This is a genomic window from Rathayibacter sp. Leaf248 (assembly GCF_920939495.1).
Taxonomy (GTDB): Bacteria; Actinomycetota; Actinomycetes; order Actinomycetales; family Microbacteriaceae; genus Rathayibacter; species Rathayibacter caricis.
The window spans coordinates 2,494,570-2,515,648 of the sequence record NZ_CAKLAV010000001.1; the positions used below are offsets into that span (position 1 = coordinate 2,494,570).

The following is a 21,079-nucleotide window of genomic DNA, read 5'->3' on the forward strand; positions in this document are numbered from 1 at the left end:
ATCACACCACCAGACGAGGCTGGCTGCGGACTGTGTCCGACAGGCGGAGGAGCACGGCGACGATCATCCAGTTGGCCACGAGGGACGAGCCGCCGGCCGCGAGGAACGGAGTGGTGAGGCCCGTGAGCGGGATGACGCGGGTGACGCCTCCGATCACGATGAAGCACTGCAGTGCGATGACGAACGAGAGGCCGACGCCCAGGAGGCGGCCGAAGTCGTCCTGGCCGGCGAAGCCGATGCGGAAGCCGCGCGAGACGAGCAGGAGGTAGAGGCCGAAGATCGCGAAGATCCCGGCCAGGCCCAGCTCCTCGCCGAGGCTGGCGATGATGTAGTCGGACTGGGGGACCGGCGTGATGTCGGGCATGCCCTGGCCGAGGCCCGTGCCGAGCAGGCCGCCGTGCGCGAGGCCGAAGAGGCCCTGCACGAGCTGGAAGCTGCCGCCGGGATCCGCGCCGTAGCGGTCGGCGCTGAAGGGATCGAGCCAGTTCGAGAAGCGGTTGCCGACGTAGTCGAGCGTCTGGCTGGCGAAGATCGCGCCGCCGAGGAACAAGCCGACGCCGATCAGGACCCAGCTGGTGCGGCCGGTGGCGACGTAGAGCATCACGAGGAACAGGCCGAAGTAGAGCAGCGCCGTGCCGAGATCGCGCTGGAAGACGATGACCGACATCGACACGGCCCAGACGACCAGGATCGGGCCGAGGTCCCGCAACCGCGGGAAGCGCATCCGGAGGAAGGTCTTGCCGACCATGGACAGGGAGTCGCGGTTGCGCACCAGGTAGCCGGCGAAGAACACGGCGAGGGCGATCTTCGCGATCTCGCCGGGCTGGAAGCTGAAGAAGTCGCCGATGCCGATCCAGACCCGCGCGCCGCTCACCTCGCGCCCGATGAAGGGCAGCAGGGGCAGCAGGAGCAGCACGATGGCGACGAAGCCGGCGACGTAGGTGTAGCGGAACAGGATGCGGTGGTTGCGGATGACGACGAGGACCACGATCGCCGCGACGATCGCCAGGCCGCTCCAGATGATCTGGCGGACGGCGACCGACTCCCAGCCCGTAGCGCCGTCGGCGATGTCGATGCGGTAGATCTCGGCGATGCCCAGCCCGTTCAGGACCGTGGCGATCGGCAGGAGGAACGGATCCGCCTCCGGGGCCGCGAAGCGCAGCACGACGTGGACGACGAGGACGAGGGCCGAGAGACCGGCGCCGAGGGAGACGAGCGTGGTGTCGACGGCGCCCAGCGCGCCGAGCTGCACGAGCAGGATCGCGGAGGTGTCGATCAGGCAGGCGCCGATCAGCAGCAGGAGCTCGAGGTTGCGCAGCTTCTGCTTGAGGAGGCGGGGGCGCCGGCGCTCGGCGGCCGCGGTCCGGGTGTCGGTCACGGGGCTCCGTTCGCGTCGGTCAGGCGCTCGACGACGTCGACCGCTCCGGCGTAGGACTCGGCGTTGATGGTCTGCTCGAGCTGCTCGACGTCGTACTCGCGGAGAGAGTCGAGCGGGATGCCCGTGTCCTCCTTGACGCTCGAGAGCGAGAGCGGGCCCACGGACTGCTGGATGCCCTGGTAGATGATCACGGTGTCGCCGTCGGTGCCGACGTAGAAGCGGGACTGGGTCCAGTCGTAGGCGAGCAGCACGCCGAGGAACCCGGCGATGAGGACGAGCGAGAGGCCGACGAGCCAGGTGATGCGGCGGCGGAGGTGCCGGCGGCGATCCTCCTCGATGAGCTCGTCGAGGTAGTCCTCGGAGGCGGGCTCGAAGTGGGTGGGTCCCTGCGCGGCGGGCGCGCGGGTGTGCAGGCGCAGGCCCGGGATCCGCAGGCGGTTCTGCGAGTCGTCGGTGCTGATCGGAGTGGGGGCGGCGGCCGAGCCGACGATCACCGGCTCGGGGGTGGGGACGAGGACCTGAGCGGTGTCGTTCTCGCCCGGCACATCGAGGATCACGACGGTGACGTTGTCGGGAGCGCCGTGCGCGAGGCTGTCGCGGATGAGACGGTCGGCGACCTGCTGCGCCGACTCGCTGCGCGACAGCTCCTTCAGGATCTCGTCGTGCGGGACGACGCCCGAGAGGCCGTCGGAGCAGATGAGCCAGCGGTCGCCCGGCTCCGTCTCGAGAGTCAGCGTGTCGATCTCGGGATTGGTGTGCACGTCGCCGAGCACGCGCATGAGGACGGAGCGGCGCGGGTGCGTCATCGCCTCCTCCTCGGTGATGCGGCCGGAGTCGACGAGGCGCTGCACGAAGGTGTGGTCGGTGGTGACCTGCTCGAGCTTCCCGTCGCGGAGGACGTAGATGCGGGAGTCGCCGATGTGCGCGATGGCGACCGACTCGCCCACCCGGGCGATGGCGCTGACCGTGGTGCCCATGCCGGTCAGCTCGGGGTGGTCGATGACCGCCTCGGCGAGCAGGGCGTTCGCGGCGAGGAGGGTGCGCTTGAGCTCGTCCTCGGCCTCGTACGTCGACGCGTAGGTGCGGTCCGCCTCCGCGATGCGCTTGATGGCGATGGAGGACGCGACGTCGCCGCCCGCGTGCCCGCCCATCCCGTCGGCGACGACGAAGAGCTGCCGGCCCGCGTAGCCGGAGTCCTGGTTGTTGGAGCGGATGCGGCCGACGTGCGACACGGCGGCGCTCTCGCGCGCCGCGCCGACGGCGCTGTCAGGAGTGGAGGTCACGGGCTGCCTACGACCGTCGCAGTTCGAAGGTGGTCGTGCCCACCTTGACCGGGGTGTTCAGCGGCACCTTCGTCGGTGCGCCGACCCGGCGGCCGTCGAGGAACGTGCCGTTCGTGGAGTCGAGGTCCTGGATCATCCACTCGTCGTTCCAGATCAGCAGGCGCGCGTGGTGGGTGGAGGTGTAGTCGTCGCGGATCACGAGCGTCGACTCGGAGGAGCGGCCGATCGTGAGCGGCTCGCCGGAGAGCTCGAGCTCGGTGCCGCGCTTGGGACCCGAGGTGATGACGAGGCGCTGCGCCGTGTGGACCGTGGCGACGCCTCCGGAATCGGTGCGCTCGGCCGCGGCCTCGCGGGAGCGGCGGGCCGACGGGGCCTGCTGCTGCACGGGAGCGGGCTGCTGCTGCGGGGAGGAGGGCTGCGGGGCCGCCTGCTGCGGGGCGGACTGCACGACGGGCTGGGCGGCCGTGACGAACGGCGCGTCGTCCTGCTGCGCGGTCGGCGGCATCTTGCGCACGCGCTGCCCGAACAGGTCGGAGCGCAGCGCGTAGACGATGCCGAACACGAAGAACCACAGCAGCGCGAGGAACGCGATGCGCAGGAGGAAGAGGGTGAGCTCGCTCATAGCCGGTCGTCCCAGAATCCATCGGAGGCGCGTCCGGAGCGACCGGACGGCGAGCGGTCGGCGCGCGCGGGTGCGGCGCCCTGCACGAGGCGGAACACGATCGACGTGCGCCCGATCGTGATGGTCTGCTCGGGCGAGAGGACGGCCTGCGTCACCGGCTTGCCGTCGAGCTTCGAGCCGTTGGTGGAGCCGAGGTCGTGGACCTGGGCCCGCGAGCCGTCCCAGAGGATCTCGACGTGCTTGCGCGAGGTGCCGGAATCGTCGACGGTGATGTCGGCGTCGGCACCGCGGCCGATGACGGTGCGGGATTTGGTGATCGGGTGGCGGCGACCGGCGATGTCGACGACCGGCGTGTAGGCGACGGTGCCCTTGACGCTGCGGGAGTCGACCTCGACCATGCCGTCGCTCAGCGACCCGTCGGCCTCGAGCCGGATGTCGATGGGGCCGGGGAAGCGGTAGCCCTGCTTCTTCGCGTGCTCGGTGGCGACGGTCGTGAGTTCGTCGATCAGGGTGGCGCCCATCCGCTCCATGCGCGAGAGGTCGGCGGCGGACATGCGCAGGGTCAGGCTGTTGGGCACGAGGATGCGGTCGCGCGTGACGACCGCGGCGGTGGTGTCGAGCTCCCTCCGGAGCGCGGACGCGAGCTCGACCGGCTGCAGCCCCGACTTGAAGGTCCTCGCGAACGCGCCGTTGACGACGCGCTCGAGTCCCTTCTCGAAGTTGTCCAGTATGCCCACAGTCTTCCGATCTTCCGTTCCGTCGCCTTCTCGGCGGTCGCGCACGGATCGAGGTGTCTGCGCGCTCACGTGGCTTCCGTTGTCGTCTGCTTGCCGCGCACGGCTACGGGCATGTTACTGGGATGCTCTGGATACGGGCTCCTCGGGGTGTTTTCGCGCGGTGGGCGGGAGTCGTGGACGGGGTCGCGTCGGTGGGTGCGGCTCGATCCGTCGCGGACGTACGGTCGTCGGTGCTCATCCGGCGCGAACGGCCGCTGGGAGCGCCCTTGCGCGGCCGTTCCTGCCGGATCGGCGGGAGCGCTGCCTGCGACGCGCGAGGCGGTCGGTGGGGGCGAGTTCACGAGTGGGCGCGGAGGGTGGTAGTCTTTCTCGTCGGTGCTCAGGCATCGTGGTGAGCGCGAGTGGCGGAATAGGCAGACGCGCACGGTTCAGGTCCGTGTGCCCGAAAGGGCGTGGGGGTTCAACTCCCCCCTCGCGCACCAGCAGAAGACGAAGCCCCCGATCGGATGTCCGGTCGGGGGCTTCGTCGTTCGCAGGGGGAGTCGGACGAGGCACATCCCCCGGGCGGAAGCGTCACCGCGCGCCGAGCTCGGCACCACTGCGCGCCGGGCTTGATCGGCGCCGACAGAGGTGGCAAGGTGACCGTTGCGTCAAGCGTCCGCCGCACTCGGTGCGGCAAGTCCTACAGCCATCTCGTTCGCGAGGTGGCTGTAGTTGTTTCTGCGGAGGGAACCGTGTGCTGCTCTGCTACGTCGATGAGTCGGGGGATGAAGCAGCCCTCCGGATGCCGACGGATCCTCCCGTCCTCGTCATCGGTGGGCTGGTCGTCGAGCATCGGAAGGCGAAGTCGCTGATCTGGAAGTTCCTCCAGATCAAGAAGAAGTACAACACCAGTCTCGGGGCCGACGACGTGCACCTCTCGGACGTCATCCGCTTCGAGATGAAGGGCAGTGAGCTGCGGAAGGACATCCGGTCGGGCTCTCGGCGCCCGCGTCGGCGCGCCTTCGGTGTTCTCGACGACGTCGTCGCCCTGCTGGAGGAGCACGGCGTGATGGTCGTCGGGGACGTGAACGTGAAAGGAAGCGCACCGCTGCGACGGTGGGTGTACTCGGACTCGATCGCCTGGATCGCGGAGCACTTCGAAGCGGCTCTGTCCGCCGCAGAGACACCTGGCCAGATGATTCTCGACGCCCGCACGAAGAGCAAGAACGTCCCGAGCGTCCACAGGATCACGACCAAGCGCTTCAAGTCGGGAGGGGATCCGTTTCCCCACCTGGTCGAGGCCCCTCTCTTCGGTCACAGTGATGCTCACGTCGTACTCCAGCTCGCCGACCTCATCGTCTCTGCGCTGCTCTTCCCGATGGCCTGCGCGGGCTACTGCTCGTCCCTCCTCGACAACGTGCACATCACCCCCGAGTTCGAGGCTGTCCGGCTGCGCTACGGAGCGCGTATGCGCGCGTTGGAGCACCGATACGCAGGATCAGCCGGCTCTCGCGCGGGAGGAGTGCGGGTCACTGATCACATGAACAGGCAGCCCACTCTGGGCCTCTACCGGGAGGTCCCCTTCTCCTACCGGCCAGGTCCGTGGTCCATCTCGGTTGTCGAACCGGCGTCGCGTGCAGAGTGATCGAGATCAGAGGAACTTCAGAGTTCCAGGCGGGTCAGGAGTGGCCGCGGACGTGGTGGACGCGGGCGGTGCGGGGGTACGCGGCGGGGTCGCGCGGGCCCTCCTCCGGGAACTCGAAGAGGTCGATCATGAGTTGCAGGGGGTAGGGGAGCCACTGGGCGACGCGGTGCACGACGGCGCCGTCGATTGAGAGGACGACTCCGTCCTCGGACCAGTCGGCGGAGTAGAGGTGCGGCTCGGCGGCGTCGATCGGAAGCTCGACGTCGACGACGTCGGTGCGCAGGCGCGGGTCGTTCACGGACTTCACGCCGGTGCGGACGGTCGAGCGGCGCTCTCCGCGGAGGGAGCCGAAGAGCTCGGCGACGGTGATCTCGCCGGAGTCGTCGGGGCTCGACTCCTCGGTGCCGACCAGCCAGACCGCGAGCATGCAGGAAGGGTCGGGGTTCGCCGAGAGGAGCGCTTCGACGTGCCCGCCGGTGGGGGTCCAGAGACGGCGGGTCGGCACCTCGGTGCGCACGCGCAGGTCGGGGCGGTGGCGATGGGTGCCACGGTCGCTGCCGAGCGGACCCGCGAACGACGCGGTCTGCAGGTTCGAGACGCGCATCGCTCCGTCGTCGTCGCGCCACGGCGGCTGGTCGGCGTCGATGCGGAGGAGGAGGCCGTCGTCGTCGAGGGACCAGCGGGCGCGCGAGCGCTCGGGCTCGGTCCACTGCGGCAGGTAGTGATCGATCCAGCGCTCGGGGTCGAGGCGGCGGTGGTCGAAGCCGTCGGTGAAGGAGGTCATGGCGGTCATCCTTCCGCGACTCGTCACGGCGAGGACCCCCGCGTGGCGCGTCGGGCACGGGACCGGCACCTCGCGGAGGGACGGCGGACACCGGGGGACGGGCGGGCGTTCACCGGGCGGACGCCGGCGGGCGCGATGCTCGGCGGGTGATCCCGCTGCGTGCCGATGTGACTCCGCTCGACGCCCTCGCCCTGCCCGTGCTGCTGCGCCGGCTGCGCGGGCACCGGCACGTCCAGGTGGACGCGCAGCGGTTCCTCGCGATCGTCCCGGGGGTGGGCTCGACCCTCGTCACGGTGGGGCCGGTGCTCGTGCTCGACGTGATGACGGAGCACCGACGGCTGCTGCCGCTCGTGATCGACGCGCTCGAGGCGGAGCTGCGGCGCGACGGGTTCGGCGAGCGGGTCGCGCTGCGCTGGAGCACGCCGGACATCGTGCCGGTGCCGTTCCGCTGAGGACGCGACTCCGGTCTCGCGGCAGAGGTCAGCGGCGGGTGAGCTCGACGACGGGGATGACGCGGGTCGTCTTCTTCTCGTAGCCGGAGAAGCCCTCGGAGGCGTCGGTGAAGAGGGTCCAGCCGGCGTCGCGCTCGGCGCCCTCGAGGACGCGGGCCCGGACGGGGACGGTGCCGTCGTCGGGAGTCTCGATCACGGTGTCGGGCTCGGCGACGAGGTTGTGGAACCAGGCGGGGTGCTTCGGCGCGCCCGCGGCGGAGGCGGCCAGGAGCCAGACGTCGTTCGAGGGGTGCAGCGCCATCAGGGGCGCGATGCGCTCCTCGCCGGAGCGGGCGCCGACGTGGTGCAGCAGCACGAGCGAGCGGCCGAAGCCGGCGGTCGTCACCGTTCCGCCGTTCGAGCGGAACTCCTCGATGATCATCTCGTTGAAGTCGGCCACGACGTTCTCCTTACTTCTGCGGCGGGCGGCGCTCGCCGGTCTCGGGCGCCGCGATCACCAGCGGGCGTCGACGGCCTCGGTCGCGGCGACCGGGTCCGACTCGGGGGAGCCGCCGCCGACGGCTGCCGGATCCGCGAGCGCCCGCCGCCAGGGTAGCTCCGCGGCGCCCACCAGCTCCAGACGCGACCGGAGCGCCGCGCGCTCGATCCGGACGCCGCGGGCGAGGTCGCTGAGGGCGCGCGCCGAGACCCGCGCGGCGAGGCGCTCGCGGTCGACGGTGAGGAGGGAGCCGAGGAAGCCGCCGAGGACGACGGAGGTGGGGTTGAACAGGTTGATGAAGGTGGAGAGGCCCTCGGCCAGGAGGTCGACCTGGCGGGCGACCTCGGCGAGGACGGCGGGGTCGCGGGAGGTGCCGAGCGCGATGTCGAGCTCGTCCTGGTCGAGGACCCGCGCGCCGAGGACGTCGAGGAGGGAGCGCATCCGCACCTCGGCCTCGAGGCAGCCGTGGCGGCCGCAGCCGCAGCGGGTCCCCCCGGCGGCGACGAGGGTGTGGCCGAGCTCGGCGGCGAATCCGGAGGAGCCGCGCAGGGGGAGGCCGTCGATGATCACTCCGCCGCCGATGCCGCTCGCGCCGCCGGTGACGTAGACGACGTCGGCGACGCCGCGCGCGGCTCCGAAGAGCGACTCGCCGATCGCACCGAGGCTCGCGTCGTTGCCGACCGAGACCGGCAGGGCGAGCGCGCGGCCCAGGCGCGTCGCGAGGTCGACGTCGCGCCAGCCCAGATGCGGCGCGATGTGCACGAAGCCGGAGTCGCCGTGCACGAGGCCCGGGACCGCGACCCCCGCGCCGACCAGGATGCGGTGCCCCTCCTTCTCGGAGCGGAAGCCCTCGACGATGCCGGAGACGACGCGCACGACGGTGTCGGGGGTGGCGGGAGTGGGGGTGTCGAAGCGGACGCGGCGCAGGAGGTCGCCGTTCATCCCGATGAGGCCGACGATGATCGCGTCGGTGTCGAGGTGCACCCCGACCACGGCGAAGGCGCGACCGGGGACGACGGTGGCGCTCGGGCGGCCGATGCGGCCCGTGGGAGCCGTCGTCTCCTCCTCCACCCACCCCAGGCCGGACAGCTCGCCGACCAGGTTCGCGACGGCGGAGCGGTTCAGGCCGGTGCGCTGGCCGAGCTCGGCCCGGCTGAGGGGTCCGGAGCGGTGGACGAGCGTGGCGATCGCGGCGAGATTGTGGCGGCGGAGCAGGGCGTTGCTCGACGCTCCGACTGCTCCAGCCATGGTGATCCGTCTCTCGTCGGTGGCCCGCGGCGCGGTCGGACGACTCGGGCGGGCCCCGTCATAGTAGAGGGCCCGCCCGAGGCGATCCGGGAGCGGCTAGCGGCCGCCCGCCCGCCGCTTGTTGAAGATGTCGAACGCGACGGCGAGCAGCAGCACGAAGCCCTTGATGGCCATCTGCCAGGCGGCGTCGACCGACAGGATCGACAGGCCCATGTTGAGCACGCCCATCACGAGGCCGCCGATGACGGCGCCGACGACGGTGCCGACTCCGCCCTGCACCGCGGCTCCGCCGATGAAGACCGCGGCGATCGCGTCGAGCTCGTAGTTCTGCCCGGCGGAGGCGACGGCACCGCCCGCGCGGGCCGTGCTCACGACGCCCGCGACTCCGGCCAGCACGCCCATGTTCACGAAGATGAAGAAGTTGACCCACTTCGTCTTCACGCCCGACATCATCGCGGCGAAGAGGTTGCCGCCCATCGCGTAGATGTGGCGGCCGAACACGGTGCGGCCGAGGACGAAGCTGTAGGCGAGGATCAGCACGGCGAGCACGATCAGGATGATCGGGGTGCCGCTGTAGCCGGCGAGGAGCCAGGCGAGGGCCATGATCGCGACGACCGCGATGGCGGCCTTGATCCAGAACGACGCGATCGGCTCGCGCGGGAGCTCGAGGCGGCGGAGCGTGGCGCGGGTGCGCAGCTGCTGCACGACGAGGACCGCCGAGACGACGACTCCGAGCAGGAGGGTGAGCGCATCGCGGCCGAGGATGCCGCCGAGGACGCCCGGGAGCCAGCCGGCCCCGATGGCCGTGAAGGCGGTCGGGAGGCCGTTGATCGTGCCGCCGGTGAGCAGCACCAGCGTGAATCCGCGGAAGATCAGCATGCCCGCGAGGGTGACGATGAACGCGGGGATGCCCACGAACGCCACCCAGAAGCCCTGCCAGGCGCCGACCAGCGCTCCGGTGAGGAGCGCCACGACGACGGCGACGCCCCAGGGCAGGCCCCAGTTGTTCATCGCGATCGCCGAGATCGCTCCGACCATCGCCACGACCGAGCCGACCGAGAGGTCGATGTGGCCGGCGATGATCACCATGACCATGCCGATCGCGAGGATCAGCACGTAGGCGTTCTGCTGGATCAGGTTGTTGACGTTGCCGGGCAGGAGCAGGCGCCCGCCGGTGAGGAGCTGGAAGAGCAGGATGATGACGCCGAGCGCGGCGAGGATGCCGTACTGACGCAGGTTGACGTTCATCCGGAGCCCGCGCCGCGGCGGCGTGGACGGCGTGTTCGCGGGCGTGCCGCTCGGCGCTGTGGTGGTCGTGGCGCTCATCGGGCCTGGTCCTTCCCTGCGGTCATGAAGTGCATGAGGTGCTCCTGGGTCGCATCGGCGCGGGCGATCTCGCCCGAGATGCGGCCTTCGGAGATGGTGTAGATGCGGTCGGAGAGCCCGATCAGCTCGGGCAGCTCGGACGAGATCACGACGACGGCCTTGCCCTGGGCCGCGAGCTCGTTGATGATGCCGTAGATCTCGTACTTGGCCCCCACGTCGATGCCGCGGGTGGGCTCGTCGAGGATCAGCACGTCGGGACCCGAGAAGATCCACTTCGAGAGGACGACCTTCTGCTGGTTGCCTCCGGAGAGCTTGCCGGTGACGGCCGAGACGCTCGGGGCCTTGATGTTCATCTTCGAGCGGTACGAGTCGGCGACCTTGTACTCGCGGTGCTTGTCGATCACGCCCAGACGGGCGAGGCGCGAGAGCGCTGCGGCCGAGACGTTCACGGTGATGTCGCCGATGAGGTTGAGGCCGTAGCGCTTGCGGTCCTCCGTCGCGTAGGCGAGGCCGTTGCGGATCGCCTCGTCGACGGTGCGGGTCTGGATCTCCTTGCCGTCCTTGAAGACGCGGCCCGAGATGCCGGTGCCGTAGCTGCGGCCGAAGATGCTCATCGCGAGCTCGGTGCGGCCCGCGCCCATCAGCCCCGCGAATCCGACGATCTCGCCGGCGCGCACGGTGAAGGAGGCGTTCTCGACGACCACGCGGTCGACGTCGACGGGGTGGTGCACGGTCCAGTTCTCGACGCGCAGCTTCTCCTCGCCGATCTGCGGATCGCGCGGCGGGAACATGCTGTTGAGGTCGCGGCCGACCATCGCGCGGATGATGCGGCTCTCGCTCGCCTGCTCCGCCGTCATCGCGAAGCTCTCGATCGTGCGGCCGTCGCGGATGATCGTGACAGTGTCCGCGATCGCGCGGATCTCCTTCAGCTTGTGGCTGATGATGATGCAGGTGATGCCCTGGCGGCGCAGCTGGTCGATCAGGCCCAGCAGGTGGTCGCTGTCCTCGTCGTTCAGCGCCGCGGTGGGCTCGTCGAGGATGAGGAGCTTCACGCGCTTGGCCAGGGCCTTGGCGATCTCGACGAGCTGCTGCTTGCCGACTCCGAGCTCGAGGATCTTCGTAGCGGGGTTCTCGGCGAGGCCGACGCGTGCGAGCAGCGTCGCCGCCTCGGCGTTGGTCGCGTTCCAGTCGATGACTCCGCGCTTGGACTTCTCGTTGCCGAGGAAGATGTTCTCGGCGATGGAGAGGTAGGGGCTGAGGGCGAGCTCCTGGTGGATGATCACGATGCCGTCGGCCTCGCTGTCGTTGATCGAGCGGTACTGCGCCGCCCGGCCCTCGAACTCGATCGTGCCCTCGAAGCTGCCGGTGGGGTAGACGCCCGAGAGGACTTTCATCAGCGTCGACTTGCCGGCGCCGTTCTCGCCGCAGATCGCGTGCACCTCGCCGGGCTGCACCGAGAGCGAGACGCCGTCGAGGGCGCGGACGCCGCCGCCGAACTCCTTGACGATGTCGCGCATGATGAGGATGGGACTGGCCAACGGGGCCTCGCTTCGTGGTCGTGGTGGGTGAGGACGGGGTGAGCGGGGGCGGGGAGGATCACTCCTCCCCGCCCCCGCCTCGGGATCAGAGCCCGACGTCACCGGCCTTCAGGAAGCCGGAGTCGACGAGGGTCGACTGCACGTCGTCCTTCACGACGACCTGCGGCTCGAGGAGGTAGGAGGGGACGACCTTCTCGCCGTTGTCGTACGTCTCGGTGTCGTTCACCTCGGGCTCCTCGCCCGCCACGATCGACTGCACCATCTGGAAGACGCGGTCGCCCAGGGTGCGGGTGTCCTTCCACACGGTCATGGACTGCTCGTCGGCGAGGATCGCCTTGACGTTGGCCTTGTCGGCGTCCTGACCGGTGATCACCGGGTAGTCGGCGCCCGGCGCGTAGCCGGCCGACTTCAGCGAGGCCTCGATGCCGATCGCGAGGCTGTCGTTGGGGGAGAGGACCACGTCGACCTTCTGGTCGCCCGTGTAGAAGGAGGAGAGGCGGTTGTCCATCTCGGACTGCGCCTTGTCGGAGGCCCAGCCCTGGATGCCGATGGAGGCCCAGTCGTCGTTCGAGGCGGGCGACTTGCCCGAGGGGACGACGAGCTTGCCGCTCTCGACGTAGGGCTGCAGGACGTCCCACGCACCCGAGAAGAAGAACTTGGCGTTGTTGTCGTCGGGGCTGCCGGCGAAGGGCTCGAGGGTGAAGGGACCCGCGGCGTTGGCGAGGTCGAGGGTCTCCTCGATGTACTGGCCCTGGAGCTGGCCGACCTTGTAGTTGTCGAACGTCGCGTAGTAGTCGACGTCGGCGGTGCCGTTGATCAGGCGGTCGTAGGCGATGACGGTCGCGTTCTGCTTCTTCGCCTCGGACAGGACCGGCGCGAGCGCCTCTCCGTCGATGGCCGCGATCACGAGGATCTTGGAGCCGCCGGCGATCTGGTTCTGGATCTGCGAGATCTGCTGGTCGGTCTTGTTGTCGGCGTACTGGAGGTCGACGGTGCAGCCCTCGTCCTCGAGCTGGGACTGGAGTCCCTCGCCGTCGTTGATCCAGCGCTCGAGGCTGCGGGTGGGCATCGAGATGCCCACGGTGCAGTCGCCTTCGGCGCCCTCGCCGCTCGCGGCGCCGCCGGAGTTGGCGGGGCTGGCCGAGCAGGCGGCGAGGCCGAGGGTGATGAGGCCGGCGGTGGCCAGCGTCGTGAGTCCACGCGAGAACGTCATGGAGTGCATTCCTCTCTGAAAGCAGTGTCCGAGTGAGAAGGACGGCGCGAGAGCGTGCACGGATGGATGCACGCCGTCGTGTCGTCGCCCGGGGTAGGGCGGGGAGCCCCGAGGGGCTTTGTCCACGGAGACAACATATTGCGCGACCCGGCCGCTGTAAAGCGCGCTGACGACCGTTGCCGAACCGTGACCTTCGTGGCGGGACCCCCGCTGTTGCAGGGGGAGACCGCTCTCACGAGCTCGGCCGTAGGGGAACCGTGAGCAATCCGGGGCGGGCCGTAGGGAAACCGTGAGGAGCGGATCTTCGGGCCGCTCGTAGGTGTTGCATCGGGACTCGTGCGCTCGCTCGAGCGCCGTCCGCCTCCGGATGGAGTCCTCCGTGCTCGACCTCGCCTACCTCCTCGGCGTGCTCGCCCTGGTCCTCGTCATCGGCCTCACCGCCCGGGGGGTGGAGAAGGTCGGGCCGCCGGTCCGCACCGCCGACCCCCGTGCGGCCCGCGAGTCGGAGGAGTCGCGGTGATCGTCTTCGACGCGCTCGCCGCGACCCTCGCGATCGGCGCCGTGGTGTTCCTCCTCGTCGCGCTCGTGCGACCGGAGCGGTTCTGATGGACACGCTCCTCGCCGTCCTCCAGGTCGCCACCGTCGGCCTCGCTCTCGCGCTCGTGCACCGTCCGCTGGGCGACGGCATGGCGCGCCTCTACTCCTCTCGCCGCGACCTCGCCCTCGAGCGCGGCCTCTACCGGGTGATCGGAGTGGACTCCTCGTCCGAGCAGAGCTGGCGCGCGTACCTGCGCGCCGTGCTCGCGTTCTCGCTGATCGGCGTGCTGCTGCTCTACGGGATGCAGCGCCTGCAGGCGGTGCTGCCCGGCTCGCTCGGGCTGCCCGCCGTGCCCGAGGGACTCGCGTTCAACACCGCGATCTCGTTCGTCACGAACACGAACTGGCAGTCGTACTCGCCGGAGCTCACCCTCGGCTACGCCGTGCAGCTCGGCGGGCTCGCCGTGCAGAACTTCGTCTCGGCCGCGGTGGGCCTGGCCGTCGCCGTGGCGCTGATCCGCGGATTCGCGCGGCGCTCCTCCGGCACGCTCGGCAACTTCTGGGTCGATCTGACCCGCGGCGTGCTGCGCCTGCTGCTGCCGCTCTCGGTCGTGGCCGCGCTCGTGCTGGTCGCGGGAGGAGTGGTGCAGAACCTCGCCTCTCCGCTCGAGGTGGAGACGCTGACGGGCGGCGCGCAGAGCATCCCGGGCGGCATGGTCGCGTCGCAGGAGGCGATCAAGATGCTGGGGACGAACGGCGGCGGGTACTTCAACGTCAACTCCGCGCATCCGTTCGAGAACCCCTCGGCCTGGACGAATCTGCTGCAGATCGTGCTCATGCTGGCGATCCCGTTCAGCCTGCCGCGCACCTTCGGGCGGATGGTCGGCGACGTGCGGCAGGGCCGCGCGATCCTCGCCGCGATGGCCGTCGTCTTCACCGTGTCGCTCGGCGCGTTCACCGCGCTCGAGCTGGCCGGCGGCGGATCGGCGGCGCAGGCCGCGGGAGCCGCGATGGAGGGCAAGGAGACGCGCTTCGGCATCGCGGGCTCGACGCTCTTCGGCAGCGCGAGCACGCTCACCTCGACCGGCGCGGTGAACTCGATGCACGACTCCGCGACGCCGCTCGGCGGCATGATGCCGATGCTGAACATGATGCTCGGCGAGGTCGCGCCGGGCGGTGTCGGCTCGGGGCTCTACGGGATGCTCGTGCTCGCGATCCTCGCCGTGTTCGTCGGCGGGCTGCTGGTCGGGCGCACCCCGGAGTACCTGGGCAAGAAGCTCGGGCAGCGCGAGATCACGCTCGCGAGCCTGTACATCCTGGTCACCCCGACCCTCGTGCTCGCCGGCACCGCGCTGAGCTTCGCGATCCCCGCGGTGCGCGAGGACGTCGAGAGCACGTCGATCTGGAACCCCGGACTGCACGGTCTGTCGGAGGTGCTCTACGCCTTCACCTCGGCCGCGAACAACAACGGCTCGGCCTTCGCCGGGCTCACCGCGAACACTCCGTGGCTGAACACGGCTCTCGGAGTCGCGATGCTGCTCGGCCGGTTCCTGCCGATCGTGCTGGTGCTCGCGCTCGCCGGATCGCTCGCCGCGCAGAAGGCGGTGCCCGCGAGCGCGGGCACGCTGCCGACCGCGCGACCGCAGTTCGTCGGGCTCCTCGTGGGAGTGACCCTCGTCGTCACCGCCCTCACCTACTTCCCCGTACTCGCGCTGGGACCCCTGGCGGAAGGGCTCTGATCATGTCGTCCACTCTCACCGCACCCCCTGTCGAGCCGACTCCGGCTCCGCGAGCGGGGCGGGCCGCCTTCGGGCCGCGCCAGCTCGTCGCCGCGCTGCCGGGCGCCGTCCGGAAGCTCGATCCGCGCCTGATGCGGCACAACCCGGTGATGTTCCTCGTCGAGATCGGCGCGGTGCTGCTGACGGTGCTGGCGATCGCCGAGCCGTTCCTCGGCGGGCCGGAGCCGTCGGGCGGCTCGACCGTGCCGGTCACGTTCACGGCGGGCATCGCGCTGTGGCTCTGGCTGACCGTGGTCTTCGCGAACCTCGCGGAGTCGGTGGCCGAGGGGCGAGGCAAGGCGCAGGCCGAGAGTCTGCGCAGGACCCGCACCAGCACTCCGGCCCGCCGCGTCATCGACTACGACCCGGCGGATCCGTCGGCCGCGGGGGCCGAGCTGCGCGAGGTGCCGTCGTCGGAGCTGCAGCTCGGCGACGTGGTCGTGGCCGAGGCCGGCGACCTCGTCCCCGGCGACGGCGACATCGTCTGGGGCATCGCCTCCCTGGACGAATCCGCGATCACGGGGGAGTCGGCTCCGGTCGTCCGCGAGAGCGGGGGAGATCGCAGCGCGGTCACCGGAGGCACCCGGGTGCTCTCGGACCGCATCGTCGTGCGCATCACCTCGAAGCCCGGCGAGACCTTCGTCGACCGCATGATCGGGCTGGTCGAGGGCGCGTCGCGGCAGAAGACGCCGAACGAGATCGCGCTCGACATCCTGCTCGCGAGCCTGTCGATCGTGTTCGTGGTCGTCGTGCTGACCCTGAACCCGATCGCGTCGTACGCGGCGGCCCCGGTCAGCGTGCCGGTGCTCGTGGCGCTGCTGGTCTGCCTCATCCCGACCACCATCGGAGCGCTGCTCTCGGCGATCGGCATCGCCGGCATGGACCGGCTCGTGCAGCGCAACGTGCTCGCGATGTCGGGCCGCGCGGTCGAAGCGGCGGGCGACGTGACGACGCTGCTGCTCGACAAGACCGGCACGATCACCTACGGCAACCGGCGCGCCACCGAGTTCCTGCCGGTGGCGGGAGTGGCGCAGGCCGCGCTCGCGGACGCCGCGGCGTCGTCCTCGCTCAGCGATCCGACCCCCGAGGGGCGGTCGATCGTGGACCTGGCGATCGCGTCCGGTCGCACGGTCGCGGATCCCGGACCCGCGGTGGTCGTGCCGTTCACGGCGCAGACCCGGATGAGCGGACTCGACCTGCCCGACGGCACGGAGATCCGCAAGGGCGCCGCCTCGGCGGTCCGCGCCTGGGTGGAGCAGGAGGGTCCGCTCGCCGCGCCCCTGTCCGCACAGCTCGCGCAGACGGTCGACGCGGTCTCGGGCAGCGGAGGCACTCCGCTCGTCGTCGCGGTGAAGGACGGCGCCGGTGCCCGCGTGCTGGGTGTCGTGCACCTGAAGGACGTCGTGAAGGACGGCCTCGCCGAGCGCTTCGCGGAGCTCCGCGAGATGGGCATCCGCACCGTGATGATCACGGGCGACAACCCGCTGACGGCCCGCGCGATCGCGGCGGAGGCGGGGGTCGACGACTTCCTCGCCGAGGCGACTCCCGAGGACAAGCTCGCGCTCATCCGGCGCGAGCAAAAGGGCGGCCACCTCGTCGCGATGACCGGGGACGGCACGAACGACGCGCCGGCCCTCGCGCAGGCCGACGTGGGCGTGGCGATGAACACCGGCACGTCGGCGGCGAAGGAGGCCGGCAACATGGTCGACCTCGACTCCGACCCGACGAAGCTCATCGACATCGTGCGGATCGGGAAGCAGCTGCTGATCACCCGCGGGGCGCTGACCACGTTCTCGATCGCGAACGACGTCGCGAAGTACTTCGCGATCATCCCGGCGATGTTCGCCGGCGTCTTCCCGGGGCTCGCGGTGCTCAATGTGATGCAGCTGCACTCGCCCGCCTCGGCGATCCTCTCGGCGATCGTGTTCAACGCCCTGGTGATCGTGGCGCTCATCCCGCTGGCGCTGCGCGGGGTGGCCTACCGGCCGCTCTCGGCGTCGAAGGTGCTCAGCCGCAACCTGCTCGTCTACGGGCTCGGCGGAGTCGTCGCTCCGTTCGTCGGCATCAAGCTCGTCGACCTCGTGGTCGCGACGATCCCCGGGTTCTGACCGACCCGTCCGCGGGACGTCACCGGCGCATGCCTCTTCGGGCATGTCCTGGAGTGACGTCCCGCGGGAACCCACCTACTGCTCCCGGAAGAAGAGAGACCATGACGCTCCGCACCTACTCCGTCGCCCTGCGCGCGATGATCGCGATGACCGCGGTCCTCGGGCTCGCCTATCCGCTCGTCGTCCTCGGCGTCGGGCAGCTCGCCCTGCCCGCCCAGGCGAACGGCTCGCTCGTGTCCGCCGACGGGCGGGTCGTCGGCTCGTCGCTGCTCGGCCAGTCCTTCACCGACGCCGACGGCGCCCCGCTGCCGGAGTGGTTCCAGTCGCGGCCGTCTGCGGCCGGCTACGACGCGGGTGCCTCGAGCGGCAGCAACCTCGGACCCGAGAACGCCGAGCTCGTCGCCGCGATCCAGGAGCGGCGCGCCGCGATCGCCGCGCTCGAGGGCGTCGACCCGGCCGACGTGCCCGCCGACGCGCTGACCGCCTCCGCCTCGGGCCTGGACCCCGACATCAGCCCGGAGTACGCCCTGCTGCAGGCGGACCGCATCGCCCAGGCCCGCGGACTCGCTGTGGAGGACGTCCGCGCGCTCGTCGAGAGCTCGGTGCAGCCGCGCGGGCTCGGGTACCTCGGCGAGGAGACCGTGAACGTGCTCGAGCTGAACCTCGCACTGGACCGGCTGTGACGGCCCTGCTCCGACCCCCGGCTCGTAGAATCGCGAGCGGCCCGCCTCCCGCGCGCCGGTCCTGCGAGCCGAGGGTGAGGCCAGGAGCATGACGAAGGGCCGCCTGCGCGTGCTGCTGGGTGCGGCGCCCGGCGTGGGCAAGACCTACACGATGCTCGAGGAGGGCCGCCGGCTCGCCGACGAGGGCCGCGACGTCGTGGTCGCCGTGGTCGAGACGCACGGCCGCTCGGCCACCGCCTCCGTTCTCGAGGGCCTCGAGGTCGTGCCGCGCCGCCGCGTCGAGCACCGCGGAGTCGCGCTCGAGGAGATGGACCTGGACGCGGTCCTCGCCCGCCGCCCCGACATCGCCCTGGTCGACGAGCTCGCGCACACCAACGCCCCCGGATCGCGGCACGACAAGCGCTGGCAGGACGTGCGGACGCTGCTCGACGCCGGCATCACCGTCTTCTCGACGGTCAACATCCAGCACATCGAGTCGCTCAACGACGTGGTGCACGCGATCACCGGGGCGCCGCAGCGCGAGACGATCCCGGATGCGGTGCTGCGCGCCGCCGACCAGATCGAGGTCGTCGACCTCGCCCCGCAGGCGCTGCGCGACCGCCTCGCCGACGGCCGCGTCTACCCTCCCGAGCGCATCGACGCGGCGCTCTCGAACTACTTCCGCCTCGGCAACCTCACCGCGCTGCGCGAGCTCGCCCTGCTCTGGCTGGCCGACGAGGTCGACAGCGCGCTCCGCGACTACCGCGTCGAGCAGGGCATCGACAGCACGTGGGAGGCGCGCGAGCGCGTCGTCGTGACGCTCACCGGAGGGCCGGAGGGCGAGACCCTGCTGCGGCGCGGGGCGCGGATCGCGGCGCGCTCCTCCGGAGGCGACCTGCTGGCGGTGCACATCGTGTCGCCCGACGGGCTGCGGTCGCCGCGCCCGGACCTGCTCGAGGCGCAGCGCGCGCTGGTCGAATCGCTCGGCGGCAGCTACCACCAGGTCGTCGGCGAGGACGTGCCGCGCGCGCTGGTCGAGTTCGCCCGCTCGGTCAACGCGACCCAGCTCGTGCTGGGCGTCAGCCGCCGCAGCCGGCTCGCCGCGGCCCTGACCCCGGGGATCGGCGCCACCGTCATCCGCGAGTCCGGCAACATCGACGTCCACATCGTCAGCCACTCGGCGGCGGGGCGGAGCGCGCTGCTGCCCCGGCGCGCGGGGGCGCTGACCCTGCGGCGCCGGCTGGCGGGCATGGGCCTCGCCCTCGTCGGCGGGCCGCTGCTCACCTGGCTGCTGTCGATGCTCCGGAACGACGAGTCGATCACGAGCGACGTGCTCTCGTACCAGCTGCTCGTGGTGCTCGTGGCGCTGATCGGAGGGATCTGGCCGGCACTGTTCGCGGCCGTGCTCTCGGGACTCACCCTCGACTTCTTCTTCGTCGATCCGCTCTACACGATCACGGTCGACGAGCCGCTGCACGCGCTCGCCCTCGCGCTCTACGTGGTGAACGCGGTGCTCGTCAGCTCGGTGGTCGACCGGGCGGCGCGGCGCTCGCGGGCGGCGGAGCGGTCGGGGGCCGAGTCCGAGCTGCTCGCGACGATCGCGGGCGGGGTGATCCGCGGGCAGGGCGCCGTGCAGGCGATCCTCGAGCGCGCGCGGGAGGCGTTCGGGCTCACCGGTGTGCGGCTCGTGCGCGACGGAGTCGTCGTGGCCGTCGACGGGGAGCCGCAGGAGGATCCGGTGACGGTGCCGGTCGGGCCCGCCGCCGTGCTCGAGCTGCACGGCCGCGAGCTGGAGGCGGGCGAGCGGCGGCTGCTGCAGGTGATCGCGGCGCAGCTCGACTCCGTCCTCGAGAACGCGGCGCTGACCGAGACGGCGAGCGAGCTCGCTCCGCTGGCCGAGACCGACCGGGTGCGCAGCGCCCTGCTGTCGGCGGTCAGCCACGACCTGCGTCGCCCGCTCGCCGCCGCGACCGCCGCTGTCAGCGGGCTGCGCTCGCCCGACATCGCGTGGAGCGATCGCGACCGGCAGGAGCTGCTCGCCACGGCCGACGAGAGCCTGACCGTGCTGGCCGCGCTCGTGACCGACCTGCTCGACGTCACGCGGCTCGAGGCGGGGGCGCTCGCCGTGGCGCTCGCTCCGCTGGACGCGGCCGACGTGGTGCTGCCGGCGCTGGACGAGCTCGGACTCGGACCCGGCGAGGTCGACCTCGACCTCGACCTCGACGGGCCGTCGATGCTCGCCGACGCGGGGCTGCTGCAGCGGGTCGTCGTGAACCTCCTGGCCAACGCCGCGCGCTACGCGCCTCCCGGCACCCGGGTGCGGATCGCGACGAGCGCGTTCGGCGGCTCGGGGCAGATCCGCATCGTCGACCACGGACCGGGCGTCGCGCCCGAGCGCCGGGAGCAGATCTTCGTGCCGTTCCAGCGCCTGGGCGACGACGACAACCTGACGGGGCTCGGCCTGGGACTCGCCCTGTCGAAGGGGTTCACCGAGGGCATGGGCGGCACACTCGAGACCGAGGACACGCCGGGAGGCGGACTGACCATGGTGGTGACGCTGCCGCTGGCGCCGACCGCGACCGAGGGGGACGAGTGAAGATCCTGATCGCCGACGACGACCCGCAGATCCTGCGGGCCCTGCGCATCACGCTCACGGCGCGCGGCTACGAGGTCGTGACCGCGGGCGACGGCACGGAGGCGGTCAACCGCGCCGTGGACGAGCATCCGGACCTCTACATGCTCGATCTGGGCATGCCGCGGCTCGACGGCGTCGAGGTGATCCACGCGCTGCGCGGCTGGACGAGCGCGCCGATCCTCGTGGTGTCGGGGCGGACGGGCGCGGCCGACAAGGTCGACGCGCTCGACGCCGGAGCCGACGACTACGTCACGAAGCCGTTCTCGATGGACGAGGTGCTCGCGCGCATCCGGGCCCTGTCGCGGCGCGTGCAGCCGGCCGACGGCGAGCCGCTCGTGGTCATCGGCGAGGTGACGATCGACCTGGTCGCGAAGAGCGCGACGCGGGCGGGGGCCTCGGTGCGGCTCACCCCGACGGAGTGGCAGGTGCTCGAGATCCTGGTACGGAACGCGGGCAGGCTGGTCACGCGCCGCTCGCTGCTCGACGAGATCTGGGGGCCGACCCACGTCACCGACACCGGCTACCTGCGCCTCTACCTGGCGCAGCTGCGCAAGAAGCTCGAGCCCGACCCGTCGCACCCGCGGTACCTGCTGACGGAGGCGGGGATGGGCTACCGGTTCGTGCCGGGGGCGTGAGGGTTCCCCCGGCGCGGGCGGAGGAGAATGGAGGGACC

19 protein-coding genes and 1 tRNA gene are annotated in these 21,079 nt (G+C 71.2%); 10 read left to right on the forward strand and 10 right to left on the reverse strand.

Features of this window, described 5'->3' with window-relative positions; all coding sequences use genetic code 11:
- Position 1: 1 nt before the first annotated feature.
- The 4 genes from LRG51_RS11920 to LRG51_RS11935 are packed head-to-tail and all read right to left on the reverse strand — an operon-like array spanning position 2 to position 4,020.
- The gene (locus LRG51_RS11920) at positions 2 to 1,378 is read right to left on the reverse strand and encodes an FtsW/RodA/SpoVE family cell cycle protein (RefSeq protein ID WP_230672879.1); all 1,377 of its coding nucleotides are present in this window, start codon (positions 1,376 to 1,378) and stop codon (positions 2 to 4) included.
- Positions 1,375 to 2,661, reverse strand: coding sequence for a Stp1/IreP family PP2C-type Ser/Thr phosphatase (locus LRG51_RS11925; protein ID WP_055793981.1), 1,287 nt, complete (start codon positions 2,659 to 2,661; stop codon positions 1,375 to 1,377). Before LRG51_RS11925 ends, LRG51_RS11920 begins: the two co-directional genes overlap by 4 nt.
- Before the next feature lie 7 nt (positions 2,662 to 2,668).
- A complete protein-coding gene (locus LRG51_RS11930; protein WP_055793983.1) occupies positions 2,669 to 3,283 on the reverse strand; it encodes an FHA domain-containing protein FhaB/FipA in 615 nt (204 codons plus the stop codon).
- Complete coding sequence (locus tag LRG51_RS11935) at positions 3,280 to 4,020, reverse strand: FhaA domain-containing protein (protein WP_055793985.1); 741 nt, start codon at positions 4,018 to 4,020, stop codon at positions 3,280 to 3,282. The genes LRG51_RS11930 and LRG51_RS11935 overlap by 4 nt, the downstream gene beginning before the upstream one ends.
- Positions 4,021 to 4,415: 395 nt before the next feature.
- On the opposite strand from LRG51_RS11935, the gene LRG51_RS11940 reads away from it, so the two are divergent.
- Positions 4,416 to 4,502, forward strand: a tRNA-Leu gene (locus LRG51_RS11940).
- Positions 4,503 to 4,756: 254 nt separating this feature from the next.
- Positions 4,757 to 5,647 carry a DUF3800 domain-containing protein gene (locus LRG51_RS11945; RefSeq protein ID WP_107573946.1) on the forward strand — a complete coding sequence of 297 codons (891 nt, stop codon included), beginning with the start codon at positions 4,757 to 4,759 and terminating at the stop codon, positions 5,645 to 5,647.
- Between the two features lie 34 nt (positions 5,648 to 5,681).
- On the opposite strand, the gene LRG51_RS11950 is transcribed toward LRG51_RS11945, so the two are convergent.
- Positions 5,682 to 6,431, reverse strand: a complete 750-nt coding sequence (locus LRG51_RS11950; protein ID WP_211315566.1) for a glycoside hydrolase family 16 protein — start codon at positions 6,429 to 6,431, stop codon at positions 5,682 to 5,684.
- Positions 6,432 to 6,577: 146 nt separating this feature from the next.
- Between LRG51_RS11950 and LRG51_RS11955 the strand changes: the two genes are divergently transcribed.
- Positions 6,578 to 6,883 carry a hypothetical protein gene (locus LRG51_RS11955; protein ID WP_055793987.1) on the forward strand — a complete coding sequence of 102 codons (306 nt, stop codon included), beginning with the start codon at positions 6,578 to 6,580 and terminating at the stop codon, positions 6,881 to 6,883.
- Positions 6,884 to 6,911: 28 nt separating this feature from the next.
- Here LRG51_RS11955 and LRG51_RS11960 read toward each other — a convergent pair whose 3' ends face one another.
- From LRG51_RS11960 to chvE, 5 genes are all read right to left on the reverse strand, one after another.
- Positions 6,912 to 7,322 carry a nitroreductase/quinone reductase family protein gene (locus LRG51_RS11960; protein ID WP_230672881.1) on the reverse strand — a complete coding sequence of 137 codons (411 nt, stop codon included), beginning with the start codon at positions 7,320 to 7,322 and terminating at the stop codon, positions 6,912 to 6,914.
- Between the two features lie 54 nt (positions 7,323 to 7,376).
- Positions 7,377 to 8,609: an ROK family transcriptional regulator gene (locus LRG51_RS11965; RefSeq protein WP_230672883.1), complete on the reverse strand. Its 1,233-nt coding sequence runs from the start codon at positions 8,607 to 8,609 to the stop codon at positions 7,377 to 7,379.
- A 96-nt stretch (positions 8,610 to 8,705) separates the two neighbouring features.
- A complete protein-coding gene (mmsB, locus tag LRG51_RS11970; RefSeq protein ID WP_055793997.1) occupies positions 8,706 to 9,935 on the reverse strand; it encodes a multiple monosaccharide ABC transporter permease in 1,230 nt (409 codons plus the stop codon).
- Positions 9,932 to 11,452 (reverse strand): multiple monosaccharide ABC transporter ATP-binding protein, encoded by a 1,521-nt coding sequence (mmsA, locus tag LRG51_RS11975; protein ID WP_329958736.1) that lies wholly within the window; start codon positions 11,450 to 11,452, stop codon positions 9,932 to 9,934. Before mmsA ends, mmsB begins: the two co-directional genes overlap by 4 nt.
- A 106-nt stretch (positions 11,453 to 11,558) precedes the next feature.
- Entirely contained in the window at positions 11,559 to 12,686 is a 1,128-nt protein-coding gene (gene chvE, locus LRG51_RS11980) for a multiple monosaccharide ABC transporter substrate-binding protein (protein ID WP_372488181.1), read from the reverse strand.
- A 379-nt stretch (positions 12,687 to 13,065) separates the two neighbouring features.
- Here chvE and LRG51_RS11985 point away from each other — a divergent pair, with 379 nt between their 5' ends.
- The 7 genes from LRG51_RS11985 to LRG51_RS12015 all read left to right on the forward strand — a co-directional run bounded on the left by LRG51_RS11985 (position 13,066) and on the right by LRG51_RS12015 (position 21,041).
- Positions 13,066 to 13,206, forward strand: coding sequence for a hypothetical protein (locus tag LRG51_RS11985; RefSeq protein ID WP_230672887.1), 141 nt, complete (start codon positions 13,066 to 13,068; stop codon positions 13,204 to 13,206).
- Positions 13,203 to 13,292, forward strand: coding sequence for a potassium-transporting ATPase subunit F (locus LRG51_RS11990; RefSeq protein WP_230672889.1), 90 nt, complete (start codon positions 13,203 to 13,205; stop codon positions 13,290 to 13,292). Before LRG51_RS11985 ends, LRG51_RS11990 begins: the two co-directional genes overlap by 4 nt.
- Positions 13,292 to 14,962 (forward strand): potassium-transporting ATPase subunit KdpA, encoded by a 1,671-nt coding sequence (gene kdpA / locus LRG51_RS11995; protein ID WP_230672931.1) that lies wholly within the window; start codon positions 13,292 to 13,294, stop codon positions 14,960 to 14,962. The genes LRG51_RS11990 and kdpA overlap by 1 nt, the downstream gene beginning before the upstream one ends.
- A 2-nt stretch (positions 14,963 to 14,964) precedes the next feature.
- Positions 14,965 to 17,109: a potassium-transporting ATPase subunit KdpB gene (gene kdpB, locus LRG51_RS12000; protein ID WP_230672932.1), complete on the forward strand. Its 2,145-nt coding sequence runs from the start codon at positions 14,965 to 14,967 to the stop codon at positions 17,107 to 17,109.
- A gap of 101 nt (positions 17,110 to 17,210) precedes the next feature.
- Complete coding sequence (gene kdpC / locus LRG51_RS12005; protein WP_230672933.1) at positions 17,211 to 17,792, forward strand: potassium-transporting ATPase subunit KdpC; 582 nt, start codon at positions 17,211 to 17,213, stop codon at positions 17,790 to 17,792.
- Positions 17,793 to 17,880: 88 nt separating this feature from the next.
- On the forward strand, positions 17,881 to 20,367 hold the full coding sequence (locus tag LRG51_RS12010; protein ID WP_230672934.1) for a DUF4118 domain-containing protein: 2,487 nt from the start codon (positions 17,881 to 17,883) through the stop codon (positions 20,365 to 20,367).
- Positions 20,364 to 21,041, forward strand: a complete 678-nt coding sequence (locus tag LRG51_RS12015) for a response regulator (RefSeq protein ID WP_055794006.1) — start codon at positions 20,364 to 20,366, stop codon at positions 21,039 to 21,041. The genes LRG51_RS12010 and LRG51_RS12015 overlap by 4 nt, the downstream gene beginning before the upstream one ends.
- Positions 21,042 to 21,079: the final 38 nt, after the last annotated feature.

Excerpts from the sequence above, each read along its gene's own strand:
- LRG51_RS11930 (WP_055793983.1), bottom strand. The coding sequence starts at position 3,283 with ATGAGCGAGCTCACCCTCTTCCTCCTGCGCATCGCGTTCCTCGCGCTG.
- LRG51_RS11950 (WP_211315566.1), bottom strand. The coding sequence starts at position 6,431 with ATGACCTCCTTCACCGACGGCTTCGACCACCGCCGCCTCGACCCCGAG.
- LRG51_RS11965 (WP_230672883.1), bottom strand. The coding sequence starts at position 8,609 with ATGGCTGGAGCAGTCGGAGCGTCGAGCAACGCCCTGCTCCGCCGCCAC.
- mmsB (WP_055793997.1), bottom strand. The coding sequence starts at position 9,935 with ATGAGCGCCACGACCACCACAGCGCCGAGCGGCACGCCCGCGAACACG.
- mmsA (WP_329958736.1), bottom strand. The coding sequence starts at position 11,452 with ATGCGCGACATCGTCAAGGAGTTCGGCGGCGGCGTCCGCGCCCTCGAC.
- chvE (WP_372488181.1), bottom strand. The coding sequence starts at position 12,686 with ATGACGTTCTCGCGTGGACTCACGACGCTGGCCACCGCCGGCCTCATC.
- kdpA (WP_230672931.1), top strand. The coding sequence starts at position 13,292 with ATGGACACGCTCCTCGCCGTCCTCCAGGTCGCCACCGTCGGCCTCGCT.
- kdpB (WP_230672932.1), top strand. The coding sequence starts at position 14,965 with ATGTCGTCCACTCTCACCGCACCCCCTGTCGAGCCGACTCCGGCTCCG.
- kdpC (WP_230672933.1), top strand. The coding sequence starts at position 17,211 with ATGACGCTCCGCACCTACTCCGTCGCCCTGCGCGCGATGATCGCGATG.
- LRG51_RS12010 (WP_230672934.1), top strand. The coding sequence starts at position 17,881 with ATGACGAAGGGCCGCCTGCGCGTGCTGCTGGGTGCGGCGCCCGGCGTG.